We start from the raw sequence: 15,847 nt of genomic DNA on the forward strand, positions 1-15,847 counted from the left end.
AAAAACTATAAATCTACAACCAATTATGTTTCTAAAGAAAATAAATAAGCCAAGGGGATTTCTACCACGCTCTGATGCAATGAGATAAAGTCCAAAATTTATTCACAACGGAACTTACTATTTATTATTTTACGTTTCGAGTCTTGATATGCATTAAAAGCAGCGTCATATTTTTCATTCAAATACTCTTGTGTGATGGCATCATCTTTCAGCAATTCTACTGTACTTTTTAAGTCAGCCTTTATATATGCATACATATCTACTTCTGCTTTCTTTCTATTACATTGCTTTTGCAGGAGCAACTCTTCGTCTTGCCTAGTCAGTACATCTTTTGCATTTTGCATTGCTTCAACATTCATTTCCTCATTTAAAGCAAGCTTAAATTTTTCTTGAAGCGAAACAAAACCTTTTTTATATTCTAGACTAAGTTCAGCATTCGTTGAGCTCATCACAAAAAATGATATACATGCGAGCAAGAATTTTTTCATATTATTGAGATTACACCTGATGAATGATAGCTCGATATTACCAAATATCATACATAAACCAAATTTTTCAAATAGCCCTTATCTAGCAGACCTTCATAAAAATAAGCCTATACTGTAGCAATAATTTTTCCGCCATAGGTCTTTTCTCTTGATGATCCATAAAATTGAAAAACAATCTTTTGTCTATTCAGAGATTTCATGATTAAATCTGAGAATGTATTATCACTCAATGCATGACTGACACTCGTAAAAACTTCTCTGCAATTTTCCAAATACCAGTCCAAAAGCTCACTTTCTGAAAATTTATCATCATCATGTTGGATAAAAGCGTCATATTTTTCTAGATAAGATGTAAGCCTCACAATAAGATAAGGATCTAATCTATCAACAGGAAATGGGTCATATTCCGTAGGCATCTCATCAAGTTTTTTTTCTGGAAAAAATATTAACTTTCCAGAATCAAACCAAAATTCCACCGCAAAGTAATCCCAAATTTCGCTCTTTATTTTTAAACAAAATTCACTCAAATATGCATAGAACACTTTATTTATATCAGTTGATAGACCATCGCCTTTAGCATTTTCATTACAAGTGAAATCTATATGGCACCCATCTTTTTTAATAAATTGAATTGACATATTAATATTAGGATCTCTTTTATCAATCATTACTCTCTATCATAATCCTCACCTAAAAACCTAAATTGATTGGTTCAATAAGGCTTTGAATATGTATCATAATCTTTTTCGATGGGTACAACTTCATCTCATCAATTGAACTATGTACAAGGTTTGGACTATCCAGTATTCGCTAAATCTTTGAGTTGTTCTGGTGTGTAAAGAACAGTTCCTTCAGGCACTTGATTTCCATAATAAATATATAAGCCAATTGTAATACTTCCCAGTAATAAAGTGAGTCCTATAAAAGTTAAAAATATAAGCTTTAACTTTCTCTTCAAAGCAACGCTTTGAAAGGAAAAAATTAAAATACCAATAACGAATGAAATAACTAATATTAAAATGATCAAAGCAATCATATTTCCCTCTGCGTTAGCGTCGATTTTTTATTGATCAGCTATACTTTTGATTAATTCCAATAGCCCAATCTTCACAATTATTTTTACTGCCAAACAAACTATATTGGCTAGCATCAGTCTAAGCTACTGCTTTGCTCATTATGATAAGAAATTATATACCGCTATAAAAAAGCTAAAAAAAAGCCCTGAATCTATATAATTCAGGGCTTTGGAGTTCATGTAACTTCATAAAAAGTTATATGACTTTAATATCTTGGTAGGTATATCCAGACTCGAACTGGAGACCTCTACGATGTCAACGTAGCGCTCTAACCAACTGAGCTATACACCTAGAATGAGAAGCATGATATTCATTTTTTATCAGCTTCACAAGTTTTTTTGTGACTGTCTTAGTGCGATCGCACAGTCTTTAAGCAAGCGCTTAAATTCTTCAATATTTGCACCATCCTGCTGCTCTAAAAAAACAATTTGTTGATATAACACAATCGCTTGTTCAAATACCTGTTTGTCCTGAACTTGAGTTGCTAAACGCTGCATCCATATCTGAAAAGTCTCTGCTGGCTGCTTATGTAAATTTTTGGGCAGTTTCTTTTGAAATTTGAATACAGCTCTTTGATAATCTGTTTGATACCCTCTTTGTCGCCACCAATAAATCCCCGCATAGATCACTAAAATCGTGCCAATACTCACGATCAAAACAATCACATAAGCATAACTTGAATCTAACCCTAAGCGAGACAACCAGTTTTTCTGTTTTTCTGCATCATAGCCTACCACTTTACTTTGCCATTGATAGCTTAAGTAATCACTCCAAATCCGCATATTGTTTAGAAACTTAAACTGTTGTAAACGCCAAGCCTTAGTCTCATCTCCCCAAATACTCTGATCTTGTACCAAATAATCTTGCATGCCAGTATCAATCCGTTGCGGTGCAATCATGGCAGTTGGGTCTATTCTCTGCCATTTCCCATTGAGATAGACTTCACTCCAAGCATGTGCATCCAGTTGACGAACTTCCCAACTTTGTCCATCGGGTGCCAGTTGACCGCCTTGATAGCCAGTCACTACGCGTGCTGGAATACCCGCATAACGCATCAACATCACAAAGCTTGAGGCATAGTGCTCACAAAAGCCTTTGCGACTAGCAAACAAGAACTGATCAATACGATCACCACCCAATATTCCTGGCGCCAAGGTATAAACAAAGCCATTTTTTCGATACCAAGCAAGAACGGATTGTAAATACTTTTCAGGTTGTTTTTGACTTTGCTCAAAAAGCACATATGCCAATTGCTGGGCTTTCACATCTCGATCTGGGTCAAATTTGAGATTTAACGCCACTTCGCTCGGTGACAAGACTAGCGCTTCGCCAGACATCCTTCCCAACCACAGCATTTGTATGGGTACGTTACGCTTAACCAATTGAGTTGGGCGAATACTATTGTCTTGATACAACTGCAAATAGCGCTCCTGTGGAATCGAGTATTCCAAGCCCATAATCCAGTTGGCATGCTCATCCGCCGCTAAATATTGATAAGGCACACTTCTTGATGTGGACTGCACATTTTTAACCTGCTGATTAAAAAAACTACTGGTCCATGTGACCCCATCATACTGATCCAAGACTAAAGCTCGCCAGTACAGCTCTGATCGACTTGGAAATTGCGACATATTCGCCACAACCCGAAAGGCCAAAGCCGAAGATTGCGATAACTGTGCAATATCCCCAGGTGACATGCGATCACTGATTCCTGTAATGGCCTGATTACTCTGAATTGGAATCGCCCATAGTGGTGGTAAACGCGGAAAGAAAATAAATAAGATCAGAAAGAAAGGAACTGCGATTCCAACAAATTTAAAAATTTGCTGAATATCTTGTTTAAATTGATTGGATGATAATTTCGTTTGATTAAATAACCCTGTCTGTATGCGATACAGCCCCAGTAAACACATTACAAATACAGTAAGTACAATCACAGCCATCCAAAACGCTTGACTATGTAATAACAAACTCGCACTGACGAATAAGGCAAAATTAAAGATGATTAATACATCACGGGTGGTTTTCGCTTCCAAACACTTGGCAAACAAACAGGTACTTAAAAAGGCAACACCCGCTTCTATACCCAATAAAGTTTGATAGTTAAGATAAAGCAAACCTAAACACAACAAAATAAAAATCAGCAAGAACCATTTTGGAAAAGGCGCCCAGCTTTGTTGACGATATCTTCGAAGCAATAGCAGCCAAACCACTGCCCATACGCCCGTCAAAACGGCTGGTGCGAAAGCAGCTTGCCCAACCAGCACAAGCGCCAAGACAGCTAAAACACAGAAATAGATTTGCTTACTCATGACTACGCCTGCGCCAATAAAAGTTTTGCTTTAATCAACTGGGATTGTCCTTGTCCGCGCTCCAAACGTGCCTGAGGTAAAACTAAGGCATAATCATCGCCCAATTGTTCGCATTGCTCGACCAAACCCATCATAAAACTTAATTTATCTTCATGGCTTAGTGCGGGAATCTGCTGATAGTCAATTTCAAGATGCTGGTGATTGGCTTGTGCCTCAAACATTTTGATCAGAAATCCCTGCCCACGTGCAACCTGTTTCCATGCAACATTCTGATAGGAATCACCGTGTTGAAAGCCTCGAAGTTCTTTGAACTCATCTAAACTATCTTGAGCAGAAGTTGCTTGGTTTTTGTGTTCTTTCTGCCAGTCATAGGCTTTGGGGGCAATCCAGACTTTTTGTTTTGGCGATAAATAAGTCCAAGCACGGACTAAACCAAGAGGATAAGTCGAATAAATTTTAATGGTCTCAAATTCATAAAGTCCGCGCTTTTCTGCAATAAAAGGTAATTCAACACTGTGTTGAGTTTGATCGATATAAATCAATTGTTCTCGAGCTTGCCATTGAATTCGTAGATAGCGTGCCGAAGCAACGGATTGTTTAATGAGCAACTTTAAACTGAGCACTTGATCAACCTGCCCCACTTCAGGAGGGACAAGATCGATTTGCAGATCATGTAATTGTTTGAAGGTCAGATAAAAACTAATGCACAGGATGGCACTGATTAAAAAGCAGAACCCTAAAATCAGGTTATTGGCATAGTTAATGCCAGCAATAAAGGTAATCAAAATGAGGATTAAATACAAAAAACCCTGTTTATAGATAAAAACCAATACATCTTTTTGTCGCAAGGTTTTGCTCTGATCCACTTGAAATCGTTTGGCAATCCATTGGCTGAGTTGCTGTTTGAGTCCAGTTTGCATAGGTCTGTACTCACTTACAATGCTTCAACCGACTGCAAAATCTGTTTTACCTCCGCATCGCCTAGACCAAGACGATGTGCCGTAACAGCGACAAATACGGTTTGCACATCATCAGTCGTAACAAAGCTGCGTCCTTCAACCAACGCATAAGCTTGTGCTGCGGCCTTTAATGCCAACACGCCACGGGTAGATAAGCCATGTCTTTGCTTACGCGTTTCAGCAGCCAAATCTAAAATATAATTAAGGATGACATCGCTCAAGAAAATCTGCTTTGCCAACTCACGTAAATGTAAAATATCGGCTTGGGTAAAGACCGCATCTAATTGATGAATCAGGACTTGGCGTGAGCTTTGTTGTAGGAGTAGCTTTTCTGCTTGACGAGATGGATAACCCAGAGACAACCGCATCAAAAAGCGGTCTAGTTGAGACTCTGGCAATGCATAAGTTCCACTTTGAAACAGTGGATTTTGCGTGGCCAACACCCAAAAGGGTTGCGGCAACTCATAATGCACGCCATCTACGGTAACAGCCCCTTCTTCCATCGCTTCAAGTAATGCACTTTGGGTTTTAGGACTACAGCGGTTAATTTCATCAGCAAGTAAGATTTGAGTAAAAACAGGGCCTTGTTTAAACTCAAATACATGTTCTTTTTGATTAAAAATATTGATCCCAATGACGTCGCTGGCCAACATATCATTGGTAAATTGAATACGCTGAAAGTGCAATCCCGCTAGACGCGCCAAGGCACTGGCTAAGGTGGTTTTCCCCAATCCAGGTAGATCTTCAAACAATACATGTCCACCAGCCAATAGACAGGTCAAAGCCAGTTTGGTCTGTTGTGGCTTATCCAAAATAAGCTGATTCACTTCAATTAAAAAGTGTTCAATCTTCTGTGCAAAACTTTGAATATCTTGTTCTAATGCTTGGATTTGTTGTTTTTTGTGCTGAACCGAAGTCTGCTGCATGCCCCACATCATCCTCTCCCCAAAATAAAACAGTGCATGTTTCAACATACACTGTTTTGGTTTTTTTTCAACGAAATCAATTGATTTCTAACAAGGGCATTTTTTCATATTACCGCCCGCTGAAGGGTAACGCGCATCAATACAATGACGATAAAAGGTCTTGGCGTCCATCGGGGTTAGATCAGGATGATGCGCTTTCATATGCTGCACATAAGTTTCATAATCAGGCACACCAACCATTAGACGAAAACTTTGCTGTAAACGTTGCCATAACACAGCAATCCGTGACCAATTCTTCGGTGATAAAAGCAAATGTTTTTGCGACATGATGGTGAATTTAATAATTTTCACAATCACCGCACTGCCTTGTCGAGCAATTTTAAAGTCCATACTTACTCTCCTTTGATGCTATTCGCAGTCATTGGGGTTTCTGAATAAACAGCTGGTGCTTCGTTCACGGTTGGTGTTGGGCTTGCCAATGCTCTACGTATAATGCCAATCGAAGCAATCACCATCACAATTGCGACGATCATAAAGAAGCCACACAGTGCTGCATTGATCTGATTCGACATCACAATGGTTTGCATTTCAGCAACGGTTTTGGCTGGTGCAAGCACCTCACCACGGGCAATTGCATCCGAGAAACGATTCGCTTGCGCAAGGAAGCCAATTTTTGGATTTTCATGGAAAATCTTTTGCCAACCCGCCGTCATCGAGGTAATGAATAAGAAAATCGTCGGGACAATCGTGACCCAAACATACTTCTCTTTTTTCATCTTAAATAGAATAACGGTACCCAAGATCAAGGCCATGGATGCCAAGATTTGGTTACCAATACCAAATAACGGCCACAAGGAGTTAATCCCACCGAGTGGGTCAACTACCCCTTGATAAACGAAGAAGCCCCAACCAGCTACCGCGACAAACGTTCCGACCAAATTCCCAAAAAATGAGCTCGATTGTTTAATCGCTGGTACCACGATACCCACAGTATCTTGCACCATGAAACGACATGCACGTGTTCCTGCATCGACTGCAGTCAAAATGAATAAGGCTTCAAACAAAATCGCAAAGTGATACCAAAATGCCATCATTGAGCGGTTGTTGAAAATCTCTGAAATGATATGTGCCATACCAATTGCAAATGTAGGCGCACCACCCGTACGAGACAGGATTGAACTCTCACCGACTTCCTGAGCCAATAAGGTCAACATTTCTGGACTCACCACGAAACCAAGATTACGTACTGCTTCCGCTGCGGTCTCAACCGAGGTCCCTAAAACTGCTGCTGGTGCATTAATCGCAAAGTAAATCCCTGGATCAAGTACTGTCGCACAGATCATGGCCATGATGCCGACAAAAGACTCCATCAACATACCACCATAACCAATCATACGAATATTGACTTCGTTATCGACCAATTTAGGCGTTGTACCAGATGCAACTAAGGCATGGAAACCTGAAATCGCACCACAGGCGATGGTAATAAACAAGAAAGGAAATAAACTACCTGCAAATACAGGACCAGTACCATCAACAAAGTGGGTCACTGCTGGCATTTTCAGATCAGGCATCGCAAAGATAATCCCGATCGCCAAGCCTGCAATCACACCAATTTTAAGGAAAGTCGATAAGTAGTCACGCGGTGCTAATAACAACCAAACCGGTAAAACAGAGGCGATAAAACCATAAATAATTAAGGCCCATGTCAATTGAGTACCACTGAGGGTAAATAACTGCCCCCAATATGGATCTTTTGCAACATCACCACCATAGACAATCGCCGCCATCATTAGTACAAAACCGATGATGGATACCTCTGCAATTTTTCCTGGGCGTAGATAACGCATGTAAATGCCCATGAATAAGGCGATCGGAATGGTGGCTGCAATACTGAATACACCCCATGGGCTATGTGCCAAGGCTTTCACGACGACCAATGCGAGTACCGCAAGGATAATGATCATCACACCCAGCGTACCCAGCATGACAATCACACCCGCAAAAGTACCGAGCTCCTGTTTCGCCATTTCACCCAAAGAGCGGCCATCTCGGCGCGTTGAGATAAATAGAACCAGAAAATCTTGTACCGCACCCGCAATCACCACACCAACCAAGAGCCAGATCGTTCCAGGTAAATAACCCATTTGTGCTGCGAGAATTGGACCGACTAAAGGCCCTGCACCCGCAATCGCGGCAAAGTGATGGCCGAATAAAACGAATTTATTGGTCGGAACATAATCCAGACCATCGGCAAGGCGATGTGCTGGAGTTAACCGTTTAGGATTTAATTCAAAAACTTTGTTTGCAATAAATAAACTGTAGAACCGATATGCAATGCTATATACACAGACCGCCGCAAGAACCAACCAGACTGCATTGACATGCTCACCACGACTCACCGCCAATATCCCAAATGAAATTGCCCCGACGATGGCAACCAAACTCCATAGGAGTTTTGAGGGAAGTGATGACTTTGCTTGTGTTGTCTCCATTCAAAAACCTCTCAAATACATAACGCGTGGTTATTTAGATTTCCCTTTCCATATTTTCTGTAGAAGAAATATCTTTGTAAGTTTACCTTCTAGCTTCAATTATTTATCTAATACTTTGGCATAAAAAAAGGGATGATTGTTTAATCATCCCTTCGATAATTGTATGTCTTGAGTAGCTCTGCCACTCATTCACAATTATGCACGTTCTAGGTAATCACCAGTACGTGTGTCTACACGAACGCTTTCTTCTTGCTGTACGAATAATGGAACACGTACCACAGCACCTGTTTCAAGTTTCGCAGGCTTACCGCCACCGCCAGAAGTATCACCACGAACACCTGGATCAGTTTCAACAATTTTGAGCACAACGAAGTTCGGTGGGCTTACAGTTAAAGGTACGCCATTGAATAACATGATCGTACATTTTTCATTAGAATCGTCTTTTAACCATTTCGCAGCATCACCCATTGCTGTTTTATCAGCAGCGATTTGCTCGAAAGATACAGGATCCATGAAGTTCCACATTTCGCCATCGTTGTAGAGGTAATCCATTTCAACTTCTACAATATCAGCTGCTTCCAAAGAGTCACCTGACTTGAAAGTTTTTTCTAATACTTTACCAGAGCGAAGGTTACGTAATTTCACACGGTTAAATGCTTGACCCTTACCTGGTTTTACATATTCATTTTCCATGATTGAACATGGGTTGCCATCAAGCATAACCTTAAGGCCTGCTTTAAAATCATTAGTAGAATAATAGGCCATGAAAGGCGCACTCCAAACTTAAAACTCAAATCTTATGGGCTTGTTTTGCATTCATATCTGGTTGCGACAGAGGAAATTTTTCCGACGATACAAGGCATGGATGGTGAAATTTAGTTATTCTAAATAAACCATACATAACGCAGTAGCGACAAAAAATATCCCTGCCCCGCAGGGTTATGGCTAAAATTCCCTCATGCTTCGTTATGAAACTTGGCAAGGGAATAGCCATTCCCTGCGTTTCACGCCCCGCATGATTAAATTTTAACCGATAACGCAATCATATATGAACGTTAAACAAGCCCCAATGTTAGACTACACGCACAGGTGTGACACTAACACTATTTTTAACGTATGGCATGATAAACTATTTACATCAAGAGCAAAACTGGCAATCACAACTCAGTGATCTAATTACTGATCCTTTAGAGCTGTTAAATCTGCTTGAGTTATCTACCGATCAACTATTATCAGGGGCAATCCTCGCCTCTGAACAGTTTAAATTGCGCGTCCCGCGTGCATTCGTCGGAAAAATGACCGTCGGTGATCCATTTGACCCTCTGCTACTGCAAGTCTTACCACATCATCTCGAACTGGAACAACATCCTGAATTTGTTACTGACCCGCTAGGCGAAGAAGCAGCCAATCAAATGGCTGGGGTTTTACACAAATATCAATCGCGTTTTTTGCTGACCTTAACTGGTGCCTGTGCGATTCACTGTCGCTATTGTTTCCGTCGTCATTTTCCCTATCAGGAGAATCTGCCTAAAAATGACGACTGGATCAATATCAAGCAATATATTGAGCAAAATCCGCAAATCAATGAAGTGATTTTAAGTGGTGGTGATCCACTGACGCTGAACAATCGAAAAATTTCTTTGTGGCTAGAACGTCTAGCATCTCTCCCTCAGATCAAGATACTGAGAATTCATTCACGGGTTCCGATTGTGATCCCAAATCGTATTGATGAAGAGCTTATTTCTATATTAAAAAACAGTAGGCTACGCATTGTAGTAGTGGTACACTCAAACCACGCAGCTGAACTCGATGATTTCACTTGCTCGAAGTTATTACAGTTATCACTTCACCATATTACCGTGCTCAATCAGGCGGTTTTACTGAAAGGTGTGAATGATGCTGCAGAAACTTTAAATGACTTGAGTCACCGTTTATTTGACGCACGAGTAATGCCCTATTACCTTCATGTTTTAGATAAAGTCAAAGGTGCTCAGCATTTTGATTTAAGATCTTCAGAGATAGATCAAATATACAGTGATGTATTAGCGAGTTTACCCGGATATCTCGTCCCAAAACTCGTCAGGGAAATTGCGGGCGAAAAAAATAAAACACCGCTTTTTGGGGTTCAAACGTTCTGAGATTGATAACACAATGATGAATAATGCTTTTTCGGATATTTTTCAAATTCCAACGGTCTTAAGACGAGACAAACTGAGTTTTTGTGATACCAATTCAAAAAGCCTGAATGAATGGATTTCCAACCTATCCATCATGCAATTGGGCGATACCTCCAAAGCACTGTTTGCTGCTTTATTAGAGCTGAGTGAATTAGAATGTGCTGAAACTTTAAGATTTGATTTAATTCAAGTTCTGCATCCAACCATTGAAAATGTTTTGGGTAGCCTAGAAAAAAACTTTTTTAATCAAGGTGTAATCAGCTCTGACCGTAATGAGCATATCATCGAATTGGCAATGCTATTGCGTTGTTACTTTGCTGCTATTTATATCAATATCGTACGTCGTAGCAATGACCAACTTGATCAACAAAAATTTTCTATTTTCGCCCTAAATCAAAAGAAGAATCTACAAACGGCCAGAACACTTGCGACTTTCCAATCTTTGCAGCAACTGACTCAATTACTCTATCAACAACATATGTTGTATAGCGAGCCTGTTGCAGGACAGTGGTTAATCGCTCATCAACTTTATGATGCTGCTGTAATGCACAAATACCAGCATACTAACGTGGATCAGGCCCAAGGCAAACCAAGCTCCGTCAGCAATATTACTCAAGCCTATGCACAATTGATTTTGATGGATATTTTTAATACCAATCAAATTCGTCAATCTGAAATACAGGCATTATTTCAGTGTAGTTTTGACTGGGCTAAAATGGTTCAAATCTTGGCTAAAGAAACTGATTTAACCAAGTACGTCGTGGATACCAGCAAAGACCATCCGCCTATTTATAATAAAAAACAAAGCTCTGGCTTTAATCCGAATATTTTTATCAGTACCCATAGCCTACTCGACCATGTCACGGCAACCTTACACAAAAATGCGGAATATATTTCTAAAAATGAAAAAATTTATTTAACCCCTGCGCTTAAATTTCATGTGCAAACCATCTTAGGCACAACCGCCGAACGCCGTCATGAGCGTTATGAATACTCAGCGCAACTGCATATTTGCTTTGGTTTACTGACGGCACACTTCTATCTCTCCAAAGCCAAAAACTTTGCCGAGACCTTATTGCTAGACCACAGTTATGGTCTACAAAATGAATCGAAATTTATGTCTGCTTGGGACAAAAAAAGTGCTTCTGACAATCAAGAGTCTGCGATTCAACGTTTAAGTCGTGAAAGCAAAGCCGTTTATCAAGCAGATATTCTGGATATCAGTGTCAACGGTTATCGTATTAAGTGGTCTGGCGAAGCGCCAAAAAATCTACGAACAGGCGAATACATTTTAGTTAAAGAAACATCACATGGGCATTGGCGTGGAGGCGTAATTCGTTGGCTCAAACAATCGAGCGAGAAAAGTCTGGAACTCGGTTTAGAAGTATTGGCACAAGAGATCTTCCCTTGTGCTGTTCGCATACAGGCGGACCGACATATCAGCAATTATCATCCAACACTTTTATTAAAAAACCAAAATCTGGATGAAACAAAAACAACTTTAATTTTACCAGGTTCACAAATTTTTAGAGAACACCAAGCTGTTCATTTAAGATTGGGGAAAGAGGAAGTCAAAGTGTATTTATTAAACGCACAATTAATTACCCAAAGTTTTGTTCAATTTGAGTTTGAACTGCTAAATGATGAGGAACTACCTGTTCTTCAAAAATATATGGCACAAAAAAATATGGACACAATTGATCAAGATTTATGGGAAGCATTGAAGTGAGAAATTCTTTACTCTCTAAAAAACTCAAACGGACAGAGACCCGTTTACTAATTATCGACGATAACCAACTTCGTTATAATCAGATTGCCGCGATATTTAATGCACAAGATCATCAAATCAAGGCCACCTTATTGGATGATCTTAAAACATTTGAAAAGCAGTTGAATTTACCCTGGGATATTGTGATTTTTGGTCGTGCTTATGACCTAAAAATCGAACAAACCTTATCCTTGATTCAAGCTTCATCACAACCAAGCCTACCCGTGTTGTTACTACAACCTGATGACTATAATGCTGATCAATTTCAGACTTATATTCATAAAGGCATCTATGATGTTTTGAATCTCAAAGTACCTGAAACTTTCTATATCAGCATGATCCGTGCATTGTCTTATAGCCGTCTGGTTCAAGCTGAACACCGCTTGCTAAATGAACTAGAAGCAGCACAAACGCAAGCTCAATCCTTAGTCGCCGAGACGCATAAAGCTGTTGCGATTTTACAAGAAGGTATTCACATCAGTGCCAATACGGAATATGCCAACCTATTTGGATTTGCGAGTGAAGATGAACTGATTGGCTTACCGATTCTCGATGTGTTGCAACCTGAAGATTTAGCCCAATTTAAGCTGCGCTTTAAGAAGATTTCTCAAGGTCAGTTTGAGCAAGGACGTTTTGAGCTACGTACCCAAAACCCAACCGTAAAAAATAATCCACTACACATTGAATTTTTACCTTCAGGCAATGAGGAAGAAATTCAGCTCAATATTGAATGCGGATCACCATCTCAAGCGACAACTGTGCCCACAGCCGCCGTTCCATCTGAAAAAATATCAAGCATCAGTAGCGCGTTACAACAGATTAATCGACAACTGACCAATCATCCAGCCAATGCCAATGCAGTTGTGCTGTTTAGCTTGAGCAGTTGTCCAAATGAGGTTTTTCAAAGTGATTGGCGTAGCAGCAAAACTTATTTTGCCAACATCCAAAACTTTATCAAAGAGCAAGTGAGTGTTCCTGTTTATCAAGTCGATAGCACACTCTATGTTGCATTGTTCCAAGCCGAATCCAAGAATGTTTTAAATTCACTGCTGATCGGTTTAAATAGCTTGCAGAAACCACAACTTTTAGCGACAGCTCAACACACCTTCCCTTTACATCTTAAATTAGGCTATTGTGAACTCGCTCAAGCTATACCAGATGAAGCCATTTTTGAACAAGTGCTGAGCAAGGCATTTTCTGCAACTCTACCCGTATTTAACAGTCCAAAAATTGATACTGATATCGGTTTAACAACCGAGCACATTCCAACAAAAGTCCAATTAAGCTTGCTACAAGAGCTTAAACAAAAGCTGGATGCAAGTGATATCCACCTTAAATATCAACAACTTTATGATAAACAAGATCAGCATACGCATACCTATGAGGTTTCTGGCGGCTTTATCTATAACAATCAATGGCAAGACTTAAGTGATCTGACTGATCTTAAAGATGATGTTGAGCTCTCGGTTCAACTTGATCGCTGGATCTTGGTCGAAGCCTGCAAGCAATTGCATAACTTTATTACTCAATATCCGAAGGCCAAACTGATTGTAAATCTAAACCATCATGTCTTATTAAATGATAAAAAATTGCCAGAATTGGTCGCCAAATTACTGACTATTATTGGCAGTAAACAAGCACACCCATTGATTTTGCAATTCTCTGAACAAGCACTGCAACAGAACCTGTCACAAGCACAGCCACAAATTGCCTTACTGCGTCAACATGGCGCTGAAGTTTCGATTCGTGGTTTCGGTGATTCACTCTATAGTGATTCAATGCTGCAGCAGATTGATGCTCAATATTTGAGTCTACATGGCAAATTGACCAAAATGCTCGCCTCTGAAAAAGACATGGCGAACTTACAAGAAAAAATCCTGCATTTTATTGGTCAAAAGCCAGTGGAAATTTTCTTGATGGAATTGAATGACATGAACCTGTTTGCCAATGCCTGGAATGTTGAAGCACGTTTCTTACAAGGGAACTATTTCCAGAAAAAACTTGATCGTTTAACCGATGTACAAGACCAATAAGGTCTTGTACATCGCAGACTATATACATTATTTATAAAAATATAAGCACAAAAAAACGGGCAAAATGCCCGTTTTTTCTTTCTTGATATTAACGTTTGATAGAACGTGACATACCAGAGAAACGTTGTTTGAATTTGTCGATACGGCCGCCTGTATCCACATTCTTTTGTTTACCAGTATAGAATGGGTGGCAAGCTGAACATACGTCAAGGTAAATTGTTTCTTTACCAAGAGCAGAACGAGTTTCGATTACGTTACCACATGAACAAGTAGCAACTAAGTTTTCATATTTAGGGTGAATATCGGCGCGCATGGTCGATGCTCCTATTTAGTAAGAAAGGCTTAAGCTGTTATCGCAATTGATCACTCTCAATTTGAGGAAAGCAAAGTGTTTTCACACTTGCAGATCAACACCACAACAGACCATTTCTTTTGACCCACCGAGACGCTAACGGTCAGAGCAAAGCCAACAAGTGGCAAGCATTATACGCCAAAAAATTTAATTTTGCGAACTATTCCTGATTTGATTTTGACCAGTGGTTTGCAATCATGCCACAGACCATCAGCTGGATTTGATGAAAAATCATAATCGGCAATACAATCATCCCTAAAGGCTGTCCAATGAACAAAATTTGTGCCATGGGTACCCCACTCGCCAAGGTTTTCTTGGAACTACAGAAGAAGATCGTGACTTGGTCCGCATGATTAAAGCCCAACCATTTAGGGATATACAAAGCAAGCAACATCACGATGGTCAATAACACCGAACAGGCAAGCACCAGATACAACAAGGTTAAACCACTAACCTGATGCCATAAACCTGCTACCACGGCACTACTGAATGCCCCATAGACCACCATTAAGATTGATCCCTGATCAAACGCTTTCACAATACTTGGCACTTTAACCATATACGGGAAAACATAAGGTCGAAGCAGTTGACCCAGAATAAAAGGAACCAACAATAACAAAGTGATTTGAATAATTGATTTGGTTGGATCAAAGCCATGTTGACTTTGACCTAAGATAAAATAACTCACCAAAATTGGGGTAATGAACATCCCGATAATATTAGAAAAGGAAGCACTACAGACTGCAGCAGCCACATTTCCCTTGGCCATCGAGGTAAATGCAATAGAGGATTGTACTGTGGATGGCAAGAAGCACATAAACAGGAAGCCCCAATACAGTTGCTGTCCTAACATTGGCTCCAATACAGGTCGAGCGAGTAACCCAATGACAGGGAAAATTGCGAAAGTAAAAGCAAACACCAGCGCATGCATTTTCCAATGCATCATTCCTTCCAGCACTGCCTCACGTGAAAGTTTCGCCCCATGTAAGAAGAAAAGTATTGCAATTGCGACGGTGGTGAGAATATTAAAATAATGCGCAATCTGCCCCGAGACTGGCAAGAAAGTCGCCAGCGCAACCATTGCAACCAATAATAGTGTAAAGCGGTCCAATGCCAATAATTTCAACATAACTTATCCCTATCTATTCTCTAAGAACTATAAAGCCCAGTATGACTTGTTGACCATTTGATCGACTCATCATACTGGGCTATATAAATAAAGCTAGGGCTTTAGATTAGAAATCTTGGACTAAATAGACCA

At 39.9% G+C, this 15,847-nt stretch carries 14 protein-coding genes and 1 tRNA gene; 3 read left to right on the top strand and 12 right to left on the bottom strand.

What is annotated here, in order from left to right; translation table 11 throughout:
* Window positions 1-98: 98 nt before the first annotated feature.
* The 10 genes from NG55_RS07940 to efp all read right to left on the bottom strand — a co-directional run bounded on the left by NG55_RS07940 (window position 99) and on the right by efp (window position 9,021).
* Window positions 99-449, bottom strand: coding sequence for a hypothetical protein (locus NG55_RS07940; protein ID WP_016541985.1), 351 nt, complete (start codon window positions 447-449; stop codon window positions 99-101).
* A gap of 146 nt (window positions 450-595) precedes the next feature.
* Window positions 596-1,156, bottom strand: a complete 561-nt coding sequence (locus tag NG55_RS07945; RefSeq protein ID WP_065342945.1) for a hypothetical protein — start codon at window positions 1,154-1,156, stop codon at window positions 596-598.
* Between the two features lie 128 nt (window positions 1,157-1,284).
* Window positions 1,285-1,524, bottom strand: coding sequence for a hypothetical protein (locus tag NG55_RS07950; protein WP_065342946.1), 240 nt, complete (start codon window positions 1,522-1,524; stop codon window positions 1,285-1,287).
* A 254-nt stretch (window positions 1,525-1,778) separates the two neighbouring features.
* Window positions 1,779-1,855 (bottom strand) — tRNA-Val (locus tag NG55_RS07955).
* A gap of 35 nt (window positions 1,856-1,890) precedes the next feature.
* Window positions 1,891-3,876 (bottom strand): transglutaminase TgpA family protein, encoded by a 1,986-nt coding sequence (locus tag NG55_RS07960; protein WP_065342947.1) that lies wholly within the window; start codon window positions 3,874-3,876, stop codon window positions 1,891-1,893.
* A 2-nt stretch (window positions 3,877-3,878) separates the two neighbouring features.
* On the bottom strand, window positions 3,879-4,796 hold the full coding sequence (locus NG55_RS07965) for a DUF58 domain-containing protein (protein WP_023270103.1): 918 nt from the start codon (window positions 4,794-4,796) through the stop codon (window positions 3,879-3,881).
* A 14-nt stretch (window positions 4,797-4,810) separates the two neighbouring features.
* Entirely contained in the window at window positions 4,811-5,770 is a 960-nt protein-coding gene (locus NG55_RS07970; protein ID WP_065342948.1) for an AAA family ATPase, read from the bottom strand.
* Between the two features lie 78 nt (window positions 5,771-5,848).
* Window positions 5,849-6,151 (bottom strand): YbdD/YjiX family protein, encoded by a 303-nt coding sequence (locus NG55_RS07975; RefSeq protein WP_004770453.1) that lies wholly within the window; start codon window positions 6,149-6,151, stop codon window positions 5,849-5,851.
* Window positions 6,152-6,153: 2 nt separating this feature from the next.
* A complete protein-coding gene (locus NG55_RS07980) occupies window positions 6,154-8,256 on the bottom strand; it encodes a carbon starvation CstA family protein (protein ID WP_016543146.1) in 2,103 nt (700 codons plus the stop codon).
* Between the two features lie 195 nt (window positions 8,257-8,451).
* A complete protein-coding gene (efp, locus tag NG55_RS07985) occupies window positions 8,452-9,021 on the bottom strand; it encodes an elongation factor P (protein WP_004652839.1) in 570 nt (189 codons plus the stop codon).
* Window positions 9,022-9,377: 356 nt separating this feature from the next.
* Here efp and epmB point away from each other — a divergent pair, with 356 nt between their 5' ends.
* From epmB to NG55_RS08000, 3 genes are read left to right on the top strand one after another with little or no spacing between them, the layout of a single operon-like run.
* Window positions 9,378-10,394 (top strand): EF-P beta-lysylation protein EpmB, encoded by a 1,017-nt coding sequence (epmB, locus tag NG55_RS07990; protein ID WP_065342949.1) that lies wholly within the window; start codon window positions 9,378-9,380, stop codon window positions 10,392-10,394.
* 13 nt (window positions 10,395-10,407) lie between these two features.
* A complete protein-coding gene (locus NG55_RS07995) occupies window positions 10,408-12,162 on the top strand; it encodes a hypothetical protein (RefSeq protein WP_016543144.1) in 1,755 nt (584 codons plus the stop codon).
* On the top strand, window positions 12,144-14,234 hold the full coding sequence (locus tag NG55_RS08000; protein ID WP_065342950.1) for an EAL domain-containing protein: 2,091 nt from the start codon (window positions 12,144-12,146) through the stop codon (window positions 14,232-14,234). The genes NG55_RS07995 and NG55_RS08000 overlap by 19 nt, the downstream gene beginning before the upstream one ends.
* Window positions 14,235-14,322: 88 nt before the next feature.
* Here NG55_RS08000 and rpmE read toward each other — a convergent pair whose 3' ends face one another.
* Window positions 14,323-14,547, bottom strand: a complete 225-nt coding sequence (gene rpmE / locus NG55_RS08005; protein WP_005271825.1) for a 50S ribosomal protein L31 — start codon at window positions 14,545-14,547, stop codon at window positions 14,323-14,325.
* A gap of 199 nt (window positions 14,548-14,746) precedes the next feature.
* Entirely contained in the window at window positions 14,747-15,715 is a 969-nt protein-coding gene (locus tag NG55_RS08010; RefSeq protein ID WP_016660555.1) for a bile acid:sodium symporter family protein, read from the bottom strand.
* Window positions 15,716-15,847: the final 132 nt, after the last annotated feature.

The organism is Acinetobacter gyllenbergii (genome assembly GCF_001682515.1).
In the GTDB taxonomy this organism is placed as follows: Bacteria; Pseudomonadota; Gammaproteobacteria; order Pseudomonadales; family Moraxellaceae; genus Acinetobacter; species Acinetobacter gyllenbergii.

Coding starts and splice junctions, on each gene's coding strand:
- NG55_RS07940 (WP_016541985.1), bottom strand. CDS start 449: ATGAGCTCAACGAATGCTGAACTTAGTCTAGAATATAAAAAAGGTTTT.
- NG55_RS07945 (WP_065342945.1), bottom strand. CDS start 1,156: ATGATTGATAAAAGAGATCCTAATATTAATATGTCAATTCAATTTATT.
- NG55_RS07950 (WP_065342946.1), bottom strand. CDS start 1,524: ATGATTGCTTTGATCATTTTAATATTAGTTATTTCATTCGTTATTGGT.
- NG55_RS07960 (WP_065342947.1), bottom strand. CDS start 3,876: ATGAGTAAGCAAATCTATTTCTGTGTTTTAGCTGTCTTGGCGCTTGTG.
- NG55_RS07965 (WP_023270103.1), bottom strand. CDS start 4,796: ATGCAAACTGGACTCAAACAGCAACTCAGCCAATGGATTGCCAAACGA.
- NG55_RS07970 (WP_065342948.1), bottom strand. CDS start 5,770: ATGTGGGGCATGCAGCAGACTTCGGTTCAGCACAAAAAACAACAAATC.
- NG55_RS07975 (WP_004770453.1), bottom strand. CDS start 6,151: ATGGACTTTAAAATTGCTCGACAAGGCAGTGCGGTGATTGTGAAAATT.
- NG55_RS07980 (WP_016543146.1), bottom strand. CDS start 8,256: ATGGAGACAACACAAGCAAAGTCATCACTTCCCTCAAAACTCCTATGG.
- efp (WP_004652839.1), bottom strand. CDS start 9,021: ATGGCCTATTATTCTACTAATGATTTTAAAGCAGGCCTTAAGGTTATG.
- epmB (WP_065342949.1), top strand. CDS start 9,378: ATGATAAACTATTTACATCAAGAGCAAAACTGGCAATCACAACTCAGT.
- NG55_RS07995 (WP_016543144.1), top strand. CDS start 10,408: ATGATGAATAATGCTTTTTCGGATATTTTTCAAATTCCAACGGTCTTA.
- NG55_RS08000 (WP_065342950.1), top strand. CDS start 12,144: ATGGGAAGCATTGAAGTGAGAAATTCTTTACTCTCTAAAAAACTCAAA.
- rpmE (WP_005271825.1), bottom strand. CDS start 14,547: ATGCGCGCCGATATTCACCCTAAATATGAAAACTTAGTTGCTACTTGT.
- NG55_RS08010 (WP_016660555.1), bottom strand. CDS start 15,715: ATGTTGAAATTATTGGCATTGGACCGCTTTACACTATTATTGGTTGCA.